Raw genomic sequence first — 15,124 nt, 5'->3', positions numbered from 1 at the left:
CACCCGTGACGGCGGCCGTGACCGTCGCGGTCGCGGAGTCGGACAGGCTCCTGACCCTGCCGGGTGCGGGCGCGGGGGTCCTGACCGCCGCCGAGCGGCGTCGCCTCGCCGCCGTGCGCACCGAGCGGGCACGGGCGGACTTCGTCGCCGCGCGCTTCCTGGCCCGGCTGTGTGTGGCGCGGCGGACCGGGGGTACGGCCCGGGACGTCGTGCTGGAGCAGCGCTGCCCGGTCTGTGCGGGCCCGCACGGCCGACCGCGCGTCCGGGGCGTTCGGTGCGGGGTCAGCTTCTCGTACGCGGACGGGGTGGTGGCGGCCTCGGCCGCCGAGCACCCCGTCGGCATCGACATCGAGCGGCTGCCCGGCCCGGCCGCCCGCGACGGTGCCCCCGGCCCCGACCCGAGCGGGTACGGGCACGTCCTGACCCGCGGCGAGATCGACCGCATCCGCGGCTCTCCCGCTCCCCACTCGGCGTTCCTGCGCATCTGGGTACGGAAGGAGGCACTGGTCAAGCTGACCGCGGAGGGCCTGCCCGCCATGGCGGGCCTGGACCTCTCGCACCTGCCGCTGCGCCCCGCCGACCGGGCCCGGCCCCACCGGCTCGGCCCGCGACTCCTGTACGACCTGCCCGACGTGCCGTCCGACGTGCTCGGCGCGGTCGCCGTCAGCGTCCCCGGCGCGCGGGCCGGCCCCGGTCCCACAGCCGCCTCCGGCATGCAGTCGCTCACCTTCGACGACCTGATCGACACCCTCTCACTCCCGGGAGTAGAACCATGACCGAGGTACAGACCCAGCCCGAGAGCGTCGTCCCGGACGCCCTGACCACCGTGCTGCTCGGGCACAACGCCTTCCAGTTCACCCGCGCCGGGGTCGAACTCGGCCTCTTCGACCTGCTGGAGCGCAGCCCCGGTACGCCCCGCGAGCGGATCGGCGCCGAACTGGGGCTCGCGGAGCGCTCCCTGGACATCCTGCTGCTCGGTGTGACCTCGCTGCGGCTGGTGGAGCGCACCGAGGAGGGGTACTTCAACGCCCAGTCGATCTCGGACCTGTTCACGGGCGGACACTGGGAACTCGTCAAGGCGGTCATCGGGTTCGAGGCGTACGTGACCTACCCGGGTCTCGTGGACTTCACCGAGTCGCTGCGGGCCAACAGCAACATCGGGCTGCGGCGCTACCCGGGCGACGGCGCCACGGTCTACCACCGGCTCAGCCAGGACCCCGAACTGCTCAAGGTCTTCTACCACTTCATGGGCACCTGGTCGGCCGTGGCCAGCAAGCACCTCATCAAGTACGGCGACTTCACCTCCTCCCGGCGCATCCTCGACGTCGGCGGCGGGGACGCGACGATGGCCATCGCGGTGGCCGGCGCCCATCCGGACGTCGAGGTCACGGTCCTGGAGATCCCGAAGGTGGTCGACCTCGCCCGCAAGCGGGTGGAGGAGGCGGGACTCAGCGACCGGGTGAAGGTCGTCGAGGGGGACATCTTCGCGGGGGACTACCCCGAGGGCCACGACACCGTGATGTTCGTGCACCAGCTGCAGATCTGGCCGCAGGAACGCATCCGGGTCCTGCTGGGGCACGCGCACGCCGTGCTGCCGGTGGGCGGCCGGGCCCTCATCCTGAACTCCATGTCGGAGGACAACTACGACGGCCCGCTCATGGCCGCGCTCGCCAGCCCCTTCTTCGCGGCGGTGGCGGGCGAGGGCGGGATGCTCTACTCCTGGGAGGGCTACGAGAAGTCGCTGAAGGAAGTCGGGTTCGACCAGGTGCGGCGCACGCGCTGCACCGAGGCCATCACCCCGCACGGCATCATCACGGCGGTCAAGTGACCGGCCGGCAGCTCGCACCCGCCCTGGTGGAGGACCTCGTGCGGCTGCGCGAGGACCTCCACCGGGAGCCGGAACTCGGGCTGGATCTCCCGCGGACGCAGGCCAAGGTGCTCGCGGCGCTCGACGGGCTGCCCCTGGAGATCACGACGGGTACGGGTCTGTCCTCCGTCACCGCGGTGCTGCGTGGCGGACACCCGGACGGAGGGGGCGGCGAGCGTCCCGTCGTGCTCCTGCGCGCCGACATGGACGCGCTGCCGCTGACGGAGACCAGTGGTGTGCCGTACGCCTCCAAGGCGGAGGGCCGGATGCACGCCTGCGGGCACGACCTGCACACGGCCATGCTGGTCGGCGCGGCCCGGCTGCTCGCCGAGGACCCGGACGCGCTCGGCGGTGACGTGGTCTTCATGTTCCAGCCGGGCGAGGAGGGGTACCACGGTGCGCGGCTGATGATCGAGGAGGGGGTGCTGGACGCGGCCGGACGGCGCCCGGTCGCGGCGTACGCGGTGCACGTGGCCTCCTCGATGCTGCCTCCCGGCTGGCTGCTGACCCGCAAGGGCCCGCTGCTGGCGGGCGGGGACGTGCTGCGGGTGACGGTCCGGGGCCGGGGCGGCCACGACTCCCAGCCGCATCTGCTCAAGGACCCGGTTCCGGCCGCCTGCGAGATGACCCTGGCGCTCCAGACGTACGCGAGCCGGGGCTTCGACCCCTTCGATCCGGTGCTGCTCTCGGTCGGCAGTATCCACGCCGGCACATCGGCCAACATCATCCCGGACGAGGCGGAGCTGAAGATCGGCGTGCGGACCTTCGGGCCGGACGCCAAGGCCACGGTGATCGACGGGGTGACTCGGGTCCTGGAGGGCGTGGCCGCGGCCCATGGGGTCACGGTGACGGTGGACCACACCATGGACTACCCGGTCACGGTCGTCGACCCGGCCGAGGCGGACTTCGCGGCCGGCACGGTCGAGAAGGTGCTGGGGCCGGGCAGGCTCATCTGGGCGCCGAACGCGCTGAGCCCTTCGGAGGACTTCTCCTTCGTCCTGGGCGAGGTGCCGGGGGCCATGCTCTTCCTCGGCGCCTGCCCGCCCGACCGCGACCCGGGGACGGCGAGCTTCAACCACAGCCCCGACGCGGTCTTCGGCAACGAGGTGCTCGGCGACGGGGCCCGGCTCCTCGCCGCGCTGGCCGAGGAGCGGCTGGCCGTGGCCGGCTGAGAGCGGCCGGCCGGCCGACGGGCGCGCCGTCGCGGCTCGGGACGCGGTTCAGTCCGGCGTCCCGAGCCGCGACCTCAGCTCCTTGTTCTCCTCCTCCAGGTCCGCGATGCGCTCGTAGACCTGCTCCAGCGCGCCCGCGAGTTCGGCCTCGGAGAACCGCGGAGTGATGTGCTTGGCGCAGTTCCAGGCGAGTCCCTCGACACGCACGACCAGCAGCCATTCCTCATGCCCGTCGGTGCGCGCGTCCCCCGACCGGCCGGGCAGGGACGCGAATGCACCGGGGTCCCGGATCTCGGCCCGGCCGAACACCTTCAGCCGGGTCCGGTGCGCGTAATCCATGAAGAAGAGGGAGACCCGGTCGTTTCCGCGGATGTTGCCGGCCGTGATGTACTGCCGATTACCGCGCACGTCGAGGAAGGCCAGCGTCTCCGCGTCCAGGACGTGCACGAATCCCGGCGGTCCGCCGCGGAACTGCATGTACGGCCAGCCGGTCTCCGTCACGGTGGCGAGATAGAAACCGTCCCTGGCCGCGATGAAACCGGCCTCGTCGGCACCCAGCCGATCGGCACGCCCGGGGTCTCCGGCGAGCAGCCGCTCCATGGCCGAGGCACTCCCCCGCTCCTGCTGGACGCGTCGGACGTTTTCGGTGAAGGCCACCTGGGCGTAGCGGCTCATGAGGGGGCTGTCTCCGTTCCGAGGAAGAGGCTCGGCAAGCTGAAAGAGCAGTGGAAGACAGCTTAGTTCAGACGGGCCGGGTGTCTCCATGTGTTCCCGGACGGCGGCATGTGTTCCCGGACGGCGGCGGGTGCACGCGCGCCGTTCTCACGCCGGCTGGGACAGGTCGATCGCCCGGTCGACGTCCGCCGGACGCAGCACCCGCAGGATGCCTTCGAGCAGGTAGTAGTCGGCGTAGGGCAGCGAGACCTCGATGCCGTCCTCGGCGGGGCGGTTGCGGGTGCAGCGGGCCACGACGGCCTCGGCGCGGGCCGAGTTCCTCGTCAGGCAGGTGTCCGACAGCGCGGTGAGCAGACGCAGGGCCACCTCGCGGTAGGTGCGCCGGCCCGTCGCCGCGTGCAGGTCGAGCAGACCGCACGCCATGACGGCTCCGGCCGAGGCGTCCTTGATGTCGTGCGGCTGCTGCGGCGCGCGGTAGTCCCACACGGGGACGTGGTCCGGCGTCAGCGCTCCGATGGCGAAGTCGGCGAGTCTCCGCGCGGTGTCCCGGAACTGCTGGTCGCCGGTCCGCCGGTACATGGTGGTGAACCCGTAGATCCCCCATGCCTGTCCGCGCGACCAGCACGAGGTGGGGCTGTAGCCCTGCACCGTGTTCGGTCCGAGGGCCGCGCCGGTGTCCGGGTCGAAGTCGAAGACGTGCGGGGTGGATCCGTCCGGGCGGGGGAAGACGCGCTGGGCGGTCCTGGCGTGCTCCACGGCGATGTCCAGGTACGTGCGGTCCCCGGTCTGCCGGCTCGCGAACGCCAGCAGATCGAGGTTCATCATCGTGTCCATGATGACCCGGCCCGCGTTGGCGCGGTCCGTCAGCGCGCCCCAGGCCCGGATGAATCTCCCGCGCGGGTTGTACCGCTGTATGAGGGAGTCCGCCGCCCGTATCGCGCCCGTCCGCCACACGTCGTCGCCGGTCAGGCGCCAGGCGGTGACCCAGGAGGGAGAGAAGAGGAAGCCGAGGTCGTGCGTGCTCGTGTCGGTCTGACGCGGCGCGAGGTCCGCCGCCGACTTCAGTGCCCACGCGCGGAAGGCGTCGTCCTTGCTGTGGAGCCAGGCCAGCCACAGCGTTCCGGGCCAGAACCCGCCCACCCAGTCACCGTTGCGCGAGTACGTCCACTTCTCGAACTTGGTCCCGACCGGGAAGCCGGTCACACCGGGCGCGACGGTCCGGACCTTCTCGACGGCGTAGTCCGCCGCCGCGCGCAGTGTGCGCAGGGTCGCCTCGGTGTCCTGCCGGTCCGGTGCCCCCACGGCCGGCACCGCGGAGGCACCCACGGCCGCCGCGCCGGCCGCCGTGGCCAGCAGCGCACGCCGGGAAACGCTCATGCTCGCCCTCCAACTTCGCTGTGGACAGGAGAAGTTGGCTGAGCCTTGCACACGACCCTCGACCCTGTACACCCACGTGAGCCATGTTCATAAGTGTGAACACTGATATCGCGAGCCGGGCGCCGGAGCCCGGCGACGAGCCGAGGCCGGCTCAGCTCGTTCCGGGGGCCGCACCCAGCTGCCGCAGCTGGGCGAGGACGTCGACGACGCCCCAGATCTCGGCGACCCGGCCGTCCGCGAAGCGGAGAACGAAGATCTCGCTGTAGGTGACGGGCCTCCCGGTGGGCGCGAGGCCCCGGTACTCGCCCCGGTGGGTGCCGGTGACCGTGTTCCGGAAGACGACCTTGTCCCCTTCGGCGATCGCGTCCTCGATCGTGACGTGCAGGTCGGGGAAGGCGCGGAGGAGCACCTGCCACACGTTCTTCAGCGCCTGCGCTCCCGTCGCGCCCATGGGCACCGGTGCGTGGAAGAGCAGGTCCGGGGCGACCAGCTCGTCGATCGCCTTCGCGATCGTCTCCGGGTCTCCGGTGTTGACGACCTCGTGCAGGCGCTCGAAGACCGCCTTGTTGCGTGTTTCCTGAGTGGTCGACATGTGGTTCCTTCCCGGGTCGGCGGGGCAGCCGGTGGCTCGTGCCGATGGTGATGCCCTCATGCCTACGACGGGCGGGAGCGCCGGAACGTGACATCCGGTGTCACGCCCCGCGGACCTCCGTGATGCTCACCGGGCCGGTCGCCGTCAGCGGTGCGCTCAAGCCTCGCCACGCGTTCGATCGCGAGGCTGGTCCGGACGGAGAGGCGGTGGACCCGCTCGACGGGCAGGCCGCGCGGGGCACGGGGGAGCTGTCGGGTGCGGAGGGACGCCGTGGGCCGAGGGGAAATCGGTCGAGCGACCGGCCGCGCGCTGCTAGCTTGCGGCCGTGGATCTCTTCTCGCACTCGTGGACGGCGTTGCGTGCGGCGGTCGCCGCACTCGCCGACGAGGACTTCGCGCGGCCGTCGGGCTGTACCGGCTGGCTCGTCCGGGACCTCGTGTGCCATCTGGTGATCGACGCCCAGGACGTCCTGATCACCCTGGTGACGCCCACCGCGGCGGAGCCGACGCACACCGCGGTGACCTACTGGCACGTCACCACCACCCCGCCGGCCGGCGACGACCCGCTGGACGCGCTGACCGTCCGGCTGGCCGCCGCGTACGAGGAGCCGGCGCTGCTGAAGTTCCATCTCGACGACGTGGGTTCCGCCGCCGGGCGCGCGGCGGGGCTGGCCGAGCCCGAACAGCGGGTCGTCACCCAGGACATGGTCCTCACCGCGGGCGACTATCTCCGTGCGTACCTCCTGGAGTGGACCCTGCACCACCTGGACCTCGTCGCGCATCTCCCGGGCGCGGCACAGCCCCCCGCCGAGGGCCTCGCCGGAGCGCGCGCGATGCTGGAGGAGATCGCCGGGGCGGCCTTCCCCGCGTCGTGGTCCGACCAGGACGCACTGCGGGTCGGCACGGGACGCCGGGCCCCGACCGCCGCCGAGCGCGCCGAACTGGGCGGCCTGGCCGGGAGACTGCCGCTCGTTCTCGGGTGAGCCGCGGGGAGCCCCGCGCCGGCCGGGGCCGGTCCGGAGCCGGCGGTCATCCGGCCGTCCGGTGTGTCCCGCAGCCCGGGTAGAACGGCGTGAGGCCGGAGCGGGGCAGGTCGGCCGGGGGGTCGTAGCCGGTGCCCGCGGCATCCGTGGTGTAGGTGCCGGTGTCGGACGCCAGCCCGGTGCGGGGGTCGCCGAGGCGGGCCTGGGTGGCGTAGGTGCCGTCGCCGGTGTAGGTGTACGCCGCCAGGTCGGGGTACCGGTCGTGGTTGTAGTCGGCCACCGCGATGTCCTTCGTGGCTCCCAGGTCGAGCCGGACGATCCGCCGGGCGCGGCCGGTGTCGGAGAAGGGGCCCAGCCGCAGCTCGGCCACGCGGGGCCGGATCGGGTCGTCGCCGGCCTGCTCCTCCCCCGCGACGACCACCAGGTCGCTCCAGCCGTCACGGTCGAAGTCGGCCACGGCGGCTCGCACATACTCCTGCCGGCGCGCGGTGCGGTCGGCCAGTCCCCGCGCGGAAACCCTCGTCTCGCGGGCCGAGCCGCCACCGAAGGCGACGCTCAGCCGGGCGCCCCGGTGGGACGGGTCGGTGACGCGGTCCGGGTGGCCGTCGTTGTTCAGGTCGGCGACCAGGTCCCGGGCCCCCTCGAGGCACGCGGTGACGGCGGAGGGTGCGCCCGGACGCGGCGGGGGCTTTCCCAGGGAGTCCTCGCCGCCGGCGACGAGCAGCAGGCCCGCCAGGGCGGCGGCCGCCCGGAGGAGCCGTCCCCGCCCGGGACGACCTCTGTGTCCACGCTCCGCCATGGGAAGCGATCGTAGCCACCGGTCGGAAGACACACGGACGGCGGGGACCCGGCACCCGCTCGCCGGGCCGTTCCAGGACGGCCGGCGCCGCGACAGCCACACCGTGTACAAGCCGACCCGGCCGCCGCACTTCGAGGACCGGGACCACACGGACCTGCTCGACGCTGACAGTCCGCTCACCCGGTGTCGGCGGTACACCGCCGCCCTGTCGCTCGTACACTCGCCGGACTGCCCCGCGGCACGTTCGATCGGACAAGACACCCTTGACTGGGTGCGACGGGCCGGGTACCAGGGGCAATAGCGGGCCGTCGGTCCGGGTATCACTGTCTCACCAACGGTGAAAACAGGTCGACCCACCCGTATCATCCAGGTGTCGCACCGTCGGGAGCGGAGGAAAATATGCCGGAAAGCGCTGGACCCGTCACCGAGTTGGCTTCTCAGTATGTCAGCCAAGTGACCAACGACCTCGAACACAACCTCAAGGAACAGGAACGCATCACGGCCGAAATCGCGGCTCTTCAGGAGCAGTTGGCCTCCCTGCAGCACGACCACGCCATCCTGCTGAACATGCAGCAGGCCCTCGGCATCGCCGCGCAGGCCGGGAACCCCGTCGTCCCCTCGCCGCGGACGAAGGGCGGGGGCGCGGCACGCGCCGAGGCCAAGAAGTCGACGGCGAAGAAGACGACGGCCAAGAAGGCGGCAGCCAAGAAGGCGACGACCGGGAAGGCTACCGCAGGGAAGTCGACGGCCCCGAAGTCGACGGTCACGAAGGCGACTTCGGAACCCGCTCAGCCCACGCTGGTCGAACTCGTCCGGCTGCACCTGGCCGAGCAGAACGAACCGCGGTCCGCCGCGGAGGTCACCGAGGCACTGGCCGGGGCACACCCGGACCGCGGGATCCAGACCAAGGTCGTACGGACCACTCTGGAGAACCTCGTGGCCAGGAACGGCGCGCAGCGCACCAAGCAGGGCTCGTCCGTCTTCTACACCGTGCCGGCGGAAACGACGGAGGCCACGGCACAGGGCACCACGGAGGACACCGGCGTCGTCGCATGACCCTCGCCGCCTCTCGCACGCCCGCGCGTGCGTCGGTGAGGCCGGGGCCCGGTCCCTCCGGAACCCGGACGAGGTGAGGAACGTCCTCGATGATCAGGCAGTCGGGGCCGCGCGCGCTCTCCGTGATGCGGGTGCGGGTCTGGGTGTCGAGGACGAAGCCGACAGACGTGTGCCGGGCCGTCCGGGGAACAGCTCGCCCCGGCCGGGCAGGGTCGGCGGAACGGTTCGAGGCTCGCGGTGCCGGTGGTGGGCCGGACCGCGTGCGAGCACGGCACCCCGGTGGCGGGTGGGCCCGGGAATGTCGTGCGGTCGGCGAAGGCGTCGACAGCCGACACCCTTCCGGGTGAATTCACGGTGCGCCCGCTCCCGTGCGCCCGGCGGCCGTTCAGTCGGCGTCGGGGCGGAGAAGCAGGGCGAGCAGGCCGGGGAAGCGCGCGTCGAACTCCTCGCGGCGCAGCCGGTTGACCCGCCTGGGTCCCTCGTCGCGCTGTTCGACCAGGCCGGCACCGCGCAGGACCGTGAAGTGATGGCTGAGCGCGGCCTTGCCCACCGGCACGTCGAAACCGCCGCAGCTGCGCGACCAGTCGGCGGACCCCGCCAGCTCCCGGATCAGCTGGACCCGCACGGGGTCGGCGACCGCGGACAGCGCGGTCTGGAGCGAGACGTCCGCGGGGTCCGTGTGCACCGGCGCCGCACGGTGACCGCCGCCTTCCGCCTGCTTCGGCATGCCCTCTCCCCGTCCTGCCGTACCGGCCGGGCCACTTCGAGGTGTCCGGCCGCTTGCCGAGTGTTCGATGAACATCATACAGTCCGGGTGTTCGCTTTCCATTGAACACTCTGCGGAGAGGCGCGTGCTGCCCATGCGTGCGGTCGAGTTCCACGAGTACGGCGGTCCCGAGGTGCTGAAGGTCGTGACGGCCGAGGTCCCGGAGCCGGGGCCGGGACAGGTGACCATCGACGCCGCCTACACCGGCGTGAACTTCGCGGACCTCAAGGCCCGCGCCGAGGGGTACCGGGTGCCGGAGCTGCCGTTCCGCCCCGGCCTGGAGGTCTCCGGCCGGGTCCGGGCCCTCGGTGAGGGGGTCGAGGGGCTGCGGCCGGGGCAGGAGGTCGTCGCCTTCGTCCCCGGCGGCGCCTACGCGGAGGTGGTGGCCGCCGACACCGCCACCGTCTTCCCCCTCCCTGCGGGCCTGGACCTGCGCACCGCCGCCACACTGCCCACCGTCCTGCCGACGGCCCACGCCCTGCTCCACGAGGTGGGACGGCTGCGCGCGGGCGAGACCGTCCTGGTGCACGGCGCGGCCGGCGGCGTCGGCACGGTGGCCGGGCAGCTGGCCCGCGCGGCGGGTGCCGGCGCCGTGTACGGCGTGGTGTCCTCCCCGGAGAAGGCCGACTACGCCCTTCAGCACGGCTACGACGAGGTGTTCACCGGCGCCGCCTTCGCCGACGACGTGCGCCGCGCCACGGGCGGCCGGGGGGTCGACCTGCTGCTCGACCCGATCGGCGGCGACACCCTGCGGCGCGGCCTCGACGCCCTGGCCGTCTACGGCCGCCTGGTGTCCTACGGCAACGCGAGCGGGGCCGAGCCCTGGCACGTCGGACAGGCCGAGCTGTCCGCGCAGGGCCGTTCCGTGGCGGCGTTCTCCGTCCTGAACCTGGCCCAGTCGGCCCCCGGAGCGCTGCGCTCCCTCGCCGAGCGCGCCTTCCGCACCGTCACCGACGGCACCGTGAAGCTTCCGGTCACCGCCGAGTTCCCGCTCTCCGCAGCGGCCGAGGCGCACCGGCTGCTGGGCGGACGCACCTCGACGGGCAAACTGCTGCTGCGGTCCGCCGACTGAACACGCCCCGCGCCGCGAGGGCGCGGGGCGCGCGCCTGGATCCGGTGCCGTCCCGTCAGCCGGCCACGTGGACGAGTTTGCCCCGTACATGACGGCCGGCCAGCTCCCCGAGCGCCGACGGGACCTCGTCCAGGGCGAGGGTCCGGGAGAGCATGGGGTCGAGCCGCCCGCCCGCGACCCGGCTCAGCAGATCGCCGAGCATCTCCGCCAGGTCGGCACGGGCCCGTTCGTCGCCGTGGCTGTAGGCGGCGCCGAGAGCGATCTCGTGGACGGACGGCGCGGTGGTGAAAGGGGCCACCGCGGTCAGGTCGGGGCGCCCCGCGACGGCGGCGAGACCACCGCCGTGCACCAGCAGGGGCAGGAGGGCGGTGGCGGATCGCGGACTCACGGTGTCCACCACCGCGTCCACGCCCCGCCCGCCGGTGAGTTCACGGACCCGGGCGGACACGTCCTCGGTGCCGTGGTCGACGACATGGCCGGCGCCCAGCTTGCGGACGTACTCGGCGTTGCGGGCGGACGCCGTCGCGATGACGTGCGCCCCGGCCTGTGCCGCCAGCTGGACGGCGAAGCCGCCGACGCCGCCCGCGCCCCCGGTGACCAGGACGGTGTCACCGGCGGACACGTGCAGCCGTCGCCCCACCGCCTGACTGGCCGTCAGACCGGCGCAGGGCAGCGCGGCCGCGACGGCCGGGGCCACGGCGTCGGGCACGGGGGCCAGGGTGGCGGCGTCGGCGAGGGTGTACTCGGCGAAGCCGCCCGGGCGGCGCAGGTCCCCGTGGCAGGCGACCCGCTGCCCGGGCCGGACACCGGTCACGCCCTCCCCCACCGCGTCGACGGTGCCGGCCACGTCCAGGCCGAGGACGTGCGGCCAGGACCAGTCGGGGTGGCCCGCGGCGGCGACCTGGTAGTCGACCGGATTGAGGGCGCAGGCCGCCACCTTCAGCCGCACCTGCCCGGGGCCGGGCTCGGGCACGGGCAGGGCGGCGACGCGAAGGGTGCCGGGCGCGCCGGGTCGGTCCAGGGCCAGGGCGCGCATGCGCGCGCCGCGTGTCTGATGTGCGCTCATGCGGAGACCTGCTCCCTGTCCTCGGTCCTGGTCCGGCCGGTGAGGGTCGCCCGGGGACGGCGGCGCGGGTGCCACGGGCGGACACGGCCCTCGTCCGGGCCGAGCGGCACACGGCCGCCCGTCCGCACGGGCCGGGCGGGGCAGGGCACCGGTGTGCCGTCGGGGGGCGCGGTGCGGCTACCGGCCGGTAAGGACCGGCGCGGCCGGTCGGCGGCCCCGAGGGGCGGCGGCTTGGACATGCCGGGCTCCTTCAGGCGGACGGCTGGTCGGCGGGGTCGAAGCTGGCGAAGTAGGCGGCGGCCATGTCCTCGTCGGCGTGGCCCTGCGCGGCGGCGCGCTCCATGCGCTCCGCGCTGGCGGCGGCCACGTCCAGGCGCACGCCGTGCCGTTCCCCCGCCCGCACGATCAGCCGGGCGTCCTTGGCGGCCGTGGCCACCGCGAACTGGGCCGGGGACAGCCGGTCGTCGAGGATGAGCGCCGTCTTGGCGCGCAGATAGCCCATGTCCAGCGGGCCGCCTCCGATGGCGTCGAAGAAGCTCTGCGGGTCCACGTCGAGCGCCTGCGCCAGGGCGAGCACCTCACCGGCGGCGGCGGTGGCCGCGAGGACCCAGCTGTTGGCGACCAGCTTCAGGCGCGTCGCCGTGCCGGCCGCACCGTCCTCGCCGGTCCACACGGTACGGGCGCCGACCGCGTCGAACACCGGAGTCACCGCGGCACGGTGCTCGCTCGGGCCCGCGGCCAGGACGAGCAGCTGACCGGACTCGGCGGGCTGCCGGGTGCCCAGCACCGGGGCGTCGAAGAAGACGAGGCCGTGCTCGCGGGCGAAGGCGGCCAGGTCGTCGACCGCCTCGACACCCGCGGTGCCGGACTGCACCCAGGCGGCGCCCGAGCGCAGCGCGGGAGCGGCCTCGCGCATGACGTCCAGGGCGGCCGGGCCGTCGTAGAGCATGGTCAGGACGACGTCGGCGCCCTCGACGGCCTCGGCGGGCGTGCCGGCGACGTACGCGCCGTCCGCGGCGAGCGGTTCCGCCTTGGCGCGGGTGCGGTTCCAGGCACGGACGGTGTGTCCGGCCCGGACGAGGTTGCGGGCCATCGCGGCGCCCATGATGCCGGTGCCCAGGACACTCACGGTGAGCTTGTCGGTCATGACGTCAACTTCCCTCGGATTACGGGGCTTTGGCGGTCCGGGTGCGCCCGCCGGCCGACGGGTGCGCCCGGATGTTCCGGTGCGGTCAGGCGCCGATCCGGCCGGCGGCGGCGCGGACCGGACCGTCCGGCCACGTCTGGTGGCCGTTCGGCATCGGGTTCGGCGTCTGCCGGGCCAGTTCGGCGGCGGGGCGGCCGATCTGTGTCTCCTGGGTGAGGATACGGACCCCGCCACCGAAGAGATCTTCCACCAGCCGGGCGTGCCGCGCGTCGAGCCACCGAGCTGCGCGCGGCCCCCTGGTCCCCCTGCCGAGGACCTGCCCATCGTGCGGCGTTGCCGGCGGACCGTCTTCGGCAAGCGGCTCACCGCCCGCGCCGCGGTCACCGGGCCGCCCCCGTACGCGGTGCCGTCGGCGGTCACCGTGGGGGCGCCGGCTACAGGTGCTGCCCCGCTCTCCGTACCGGGAGCGTCTCGGCTCCGGCCGGCTCGCTCTCCCGCACGAACCGGAGGAGGCCCCACCGAGGCGGCCCGGCGTGGGCCGGCGGTGTCCTGGGCCAGGGCGGCGGCCCGCCCGGCACCCGGGGCGCCGGAATTCGTTACCCGTCGTGCCGGAGGGCTCCGTACTGTGGCACGGTGACGACTCAGGTGATCATTCTCAATGGCGGTTCCAGCGCGGGGAAGTCCGGGATCGCGCGGTGCCTGCAAGCCGTACTGCCCGACCCCTGGCTGGCGTTCGGAATCGACTCGCTGGTCGACGCACTGCCCGTGAAGCTCCAGGGAGCGGGCGACGGCATCGAGTTCGCCGCCGACGGCGGGGTGCGGATCGGGGCGGACTTCCGTGCGCTGGAGGCGGCCTGGATGGAGGGCGTCGCGGCGACGGCCCGCGCGGGCGCCCGGGTCGTCGTGGACGATGTCTTCCTCGGCGGAGCGGCTTCCCAGCAGCGATGGCGGAAGGCCCTGGACGGACTGGCGGTGCTCTGGGTCGGCGTCCGGTGCGCACCCGAGGTCGCGGCGGGACGGGAGATCGCCCGGGGAGACCGGGCCCAGGGCATGGCCGCGGCGCAGGCCGGCATGGTGCACGAGGGGGTCTCGTACGACCTGGAGGTGGACACGACCCGCACCGAGTCCCTGGTGTGCGCGCGGGCCATCGCCGCCCGCGTCGGCTGACCGGGCGGGGCCGGCAGGGCCGGCATCACCCCGGCCGTCCGCACGCCGCACGCAGCCCTGCACACCGCCTGACCCGACAACCCGGGCCGAGGGAACGGGCCGAGGAGCCGGGCCGGGAAACCGGTACGGCGCGGGAGCCCGCCGCGGCTCACCGCCCGTCCGCGCCGTCCCTCTCGGCACCAGGAGCGGCGGGCGGAAGGTCCGCGACCGGGGCAGGGGCGGCGGGCGGAGAGACCGCCGGGTGAGGCGGCCACTGCCGCGGCACCGGGACGCCGTTGCCGTAGGCGTACGCCGGCGCGAAAACCGGCGGCTGTACCGGCGGCCGCGGTGCCGCCGCCGTACGCTCCAGTCGGCGGCGGCGCAGCCACCACGCCACCGCCGCCGTGTACAGGGCGATGCTCAGCACGTCGAGCGCCACCACCTGCCCGTTCGCGTCGGCCGCCGTCTCGTCGCTGCTGAGCCCGTCGACGACGGCCGCCGACATACCGAAGGCGAACAGGTTGTTGACGGCGTGCAGGGCGATGGACGCCTCCAGTCCGCCCGTCCGCCACGTCAGCCAGCCCCCGGCAACCCCGAACACCACCAGGTCGGCGAAGCCCCAGGGTGTGCCCCAGCCGTGGGCGGCGGCGAACAGGGCGGCCTGGGGCAGGAACGCGGCCCACGGCGAGCGCAGGAACGCGCCGGCGGTCTGGGTGAGCCAGCCACGGAAGACGTACTCCTCGGCGGCCGCCTGCAACGGCACGAGCACCACCAGCATGGCGAGGGCACGCCCGAAGGCCGCCCAGCCCACCCACTGGCTCTCCGGCTCGCCCGCGTCCGCGGGCAGCAGGAACATGCCCCCCATGGCCAGGGCGAGGATCGGCGCGGCGGTCAGCAGACACAGCGCCAGCCAGCGCCATCTCAGCCGGCCGGTGACGGAGGAGACCGTGCCGGCCGGGCGCGCTCCCGTCCAGCGCACGACCAGCAGCAGGACGGGTATCCCCGCCGCGATCGTCAGCAGGTCCAGGGCGGTGCCCGCGACCGGCCCGAACTCCGGCCAGCCGTCGGCGTCCTCGGGGTATCCCAGGCGCGCGGCCAGGGCCACGGAGAGGACCATGAGGACGATCAACGTGATCATGTACGCCACGGCCACCACGAGCGTGCCGAGCAGTGGGCGCCACCACCGGTAGCGGGGGGAGAGGCGGGCGAGGCGGTGGTACGGGAGTTGCTCGGCGAGCTGTGGCTGGGTCATGCCGGTCAGCCTGCCCAAAGACGTCCGTGCGCGCCATCGGCCCGCGGCAGGATCCGCTGTCCCCCTCCCTGGTGGGTGTCTCTATCCGTGGTGGGAGACGGGGATCCGCCTCGGGGCGGTGTCCGCCGTGCGAGGCGGCCTCTACGCTCGTCGGC

At 73.8% G+C, this 15,124-nt stretch carries 17 protein-coding genes; 7 read left to right on the top strand and 10 right to left on the bottom strand.

Annotation, left to right across the window (positions count from 1 at the left end):
- Positions 1 to 5 precede the first annotated feature (5 nt).
- The 3 genes from ACZ7KF_RS39310 to ACZ7KF_RS39300 are packed head-to-tail and all read left to right on the top strand — an operon-like array spanning position 6 to position 3,039.
- The gene (locus ACZ7KF_RS39310; protein WP_471086694.1) at positions 6 to 776 is read left to right on the top strand and encodes a 4'-phosphopantetheinyl transferase family protein; all 771 of its coding nucleotides are present in this window, start codon (positions 6 to 8) and stop codon (positions 774 to 776) included.
- On the top strand, positions 773 to 1,828 hold the full coding sequence (locus ACZ7KF_RS39305) for a methyltransferase (protein WP_471086691.1): 1,056 nt from the start codon (positions 773 to 775) through the stop codon (positions 1,826 to 1,828). The genes ACZ7KF_RS39310 and ACZ7KF_RS39305 overlap by 4 nt, the downstream gene beginning before the upstream one ends.
- On the top strand, positions 1,825 to 3,039 hold the full coding sequence (locus ACZ7KF_RS39300; protein WP_471086688.1) for a M20 metallopeptidase family protein: 1,215 nt from the start codon (positions 1,825 to 1,827) through the stop codon (positions 3,037 to 3,039). The genes ACZ7KF_RS39305 and ACZ7KF_RS39300 overlap by 4 nt, the downstream gene beginning before the upstream one ends.
- 48 nt (positions 3,040 to 3,087) lie before the next feature.
- Here the strand turns inward: ACZ7KF_RS39300 and ACZ7KF_RS39295 are convergent, their stop codons facing one another.
- From ACZ7KF_RS39295 to ACZ7KF_RS39285, 3 genes are all read right to left on the bottom strand, one after another.
- The gene (locus tag ACZ7KF_RS39295) at positions 3,088 to 3,714 is read right to left on the bottom strand and encodes a pyridoxamine 5'-phosphate oxidase family protein (protein ID WP_471086685.1); all 627 of its coding nucleotides are present in this window, start codon (positions 3,712 to 3,714) and stop codon (positions 3,088 to 3,090) included.
- Between the two features lie 147 nt (positions 3,715 to 3,861).
- Complete coding sequence (locus ACZ7KF_RS39290; RefSeq protein WP_471086682.1) at positions 3,862 to 5,091, bottom strand: glycoside hydrolase family 88 protein; 1,230 nt, start codon at positions 5,089 to 5,091, stop codon at positions 3,862 to 3,864.
- A 151-nt stretch (positions 5,092 to 5,242) separates the two neighbouring features.
- The gene (locus tag ACZ7KF_RS39285) at positions 5,243 to 5,683 is read right to left on the bottom strand and encodes an ester cyclase (protein WP_471086679.1); all 441 of its coding nucleotides are present in this window, start codon (positions 5,681 to 5,683) and stop codon (positions 5,243 to 5,245) included.
- A 325-nt stretch (positions 5,684 to 6,008) separates the two neighbouring features.
- On the opposite strand from ACZ7KF_RS39285, the gene ACZ7KF_RS39280 reads away from it, so the two are divergent.
- A complete protein-coding gene (locus ACZ7KF_RS39280) occupies positions 6,009 to 6,665 on the top strand; it encodes a maleylpyruvate isomerase N-terminal domain-containing protein (protein WP_471086676.1) in 657 nt (218 codons plus the stop codon).
- A gap of 46 nt (positions 6,666 to 6,711) precedes the next feature.
- On the opposite strand, the gene ACZ7KF_RS39275 is transcribed toward ACZ7KF_RS39280, so the two are convergent.
- Entirely contained in the window at positions 6,712 to 7,464 is a 753-nt protein-coding gene (locus tag ACZ7KF_RS39275) for an FG-GAP repeat domain-containing protein (RefSeq protein ID WP_471086673.1), read from the bottom strand.
- A gap of 399 nt (positions 7,465 to 7,863) precedes the next feature.
- Here ACZ7KF_RS39275 and ACZ7KF_RS39270 point away from each other — a divergent pair, with 399 nt between their 5' ends.
- Positions 7,864 to 8,520 (top strand): hypothetical protein, encoded by a 657-nt coding sequence (locus ACZ7KF_RS39270; protein WP_471086670.1) that lies wholly within the window; start codon positions 7,864 to 7,866, stop codon positions 8,518 to 8,520.
- Between the two features lie 385 nt (positions 8,521 to 8,905).
- Here ACZ7KF_RS39270 and ACZ7KF_RS39265 read toward each other — a convergent pair whose 3' ends face one another.
- The gene (locus ACZ7KF_RS39265; RefSeq protein ID WP_471086667.1) at positions 8,906 to 9,247 is read right to left on the bottom strand and encodes an ArsR/SmtB family transcription factor; all 342 of its coding nucleotides are present in this window, start codon (positions 9,245 to 9,247) and stop codon (positions 8,906 to 8,908) included.
- A 133-nt stretch (positions 9,248 to 9,380) separates the two neighbouring features.
- Between ACZ7KF_RS39265 and ACZ7KF_RS39260 the strand changes: the two genes are divergently transcribed.
- Complete coding sequence (locus ACZ7KF_RS39260; protein ID WP_471086737.1) at positions 9,381 to 10,358, top strand: quinone oxidoreductase family protein; 978 nt, start codon at positions 9,381 to 9,383, stop codon at positions 10,356 to 10,358.
- Between the two features lie 55 nt (positions 10,359 to 10,413).
- Here ACZ7KF_RS39260 and ACZ7KF_RS39255 read toward each other — a convergent pair whose 3' ends face one another.
- The 4 genes from ACZ7KF_RS39255 to ACZ7KF_RS39240 form a co-directional block, all read right to left on the bottom strand.
- Entirely contained in the window at positions 10,414 to 11,424 is a 1,011-nt protein-coding gene (locus ACZ7KF_RS39255) for a zinc-binding dehydrogenase (RefSeq protein ID WP_471086664.1), read from the bottom strand.
- Positions 11,421 to 11,663, bottom strand: a complete 243-nt coding sequence (locus tag ACZ7KF_RS39250) for a hypothetical protein (protein WP_471086661.1) — start codon at positions 11,661 to 11,663, stop codon at positions 11,421 to 11,423. Before ACZ7KF_RS39250 ends, ACZ7KF_RS39255 begins: the two co-directional genes overlap by 4 nt.
- Positions 11,664 to 11,674: 11 nt before the next feature.
- Positions 11,675 to 12,571: an NAD(P)-dependent oxidoreductase gene (locus ACZ7KF_RS39245; RefSeq protein ID WP_471086659.1), complete on the bottom strand. Its 897-nt coding sequence runs from the start codon at positions 12,569 to 12,571 to the stop codon at positions 11,675 to 11,677.
- Positions 12,572 to 12,656: 85 nt separating this feature from the next.
- A complete protein-coding gene (locus tag ACZ7KF_RS39240; RefSeq protein WP_471086656.1) occupies positions 12,657 to 12,821 on the bottom strand; it encodes a hypothetical protein in 165 nt (54 codons plus the stop codon).
- Positions 12,822 to 13,204: 383 nt separating this feature from the next.
- Here ACZ7KF_RS39240 and cpt point away from each other — a divergent pair, with 383 nt between their 5' ends.
- Positions 13,205 to 13,738 carry a chloramphenicol phosphotransferase CPT gene (cpt, locus tag ACZ7KF_RS39235; protein ID WP_471086653.1) on the top strand — a complete coding sequence of 178 codons (534 nt, stop codon included), beginning with the start codon at positions 13,205 to 13,207 and terminating at the stop codon, positions 13,736 to 13,738.
- Between the two features lie 148 nt (positions 13,739 to 13,886).
- Here cpt and ACZ7KF_RS39230 read toward each other — a convergent pair whose 3' ends face one another.
- Positions 13,887 to 14,969 (bottom strand): lysostaphin resistance A-like protein, encoded by a 1,083-nt coding sequence (locus ACZ7KF_RS39230; RefSeq protein ID WP_471086650.1) that lies wholly within the window; start codon positions 14,967 to 14,969, stop codon positions 13,887 to 13,889.
- Positions 14,970 to 15,124 lie beyond the last annotated feature (155 nt).

The organism is Streptomyces sp. NPDC038200, from assembly GCF_055600785.1.
This window is presented reverse-complemented; position numbering and strand designations above follow the sequence as displayed.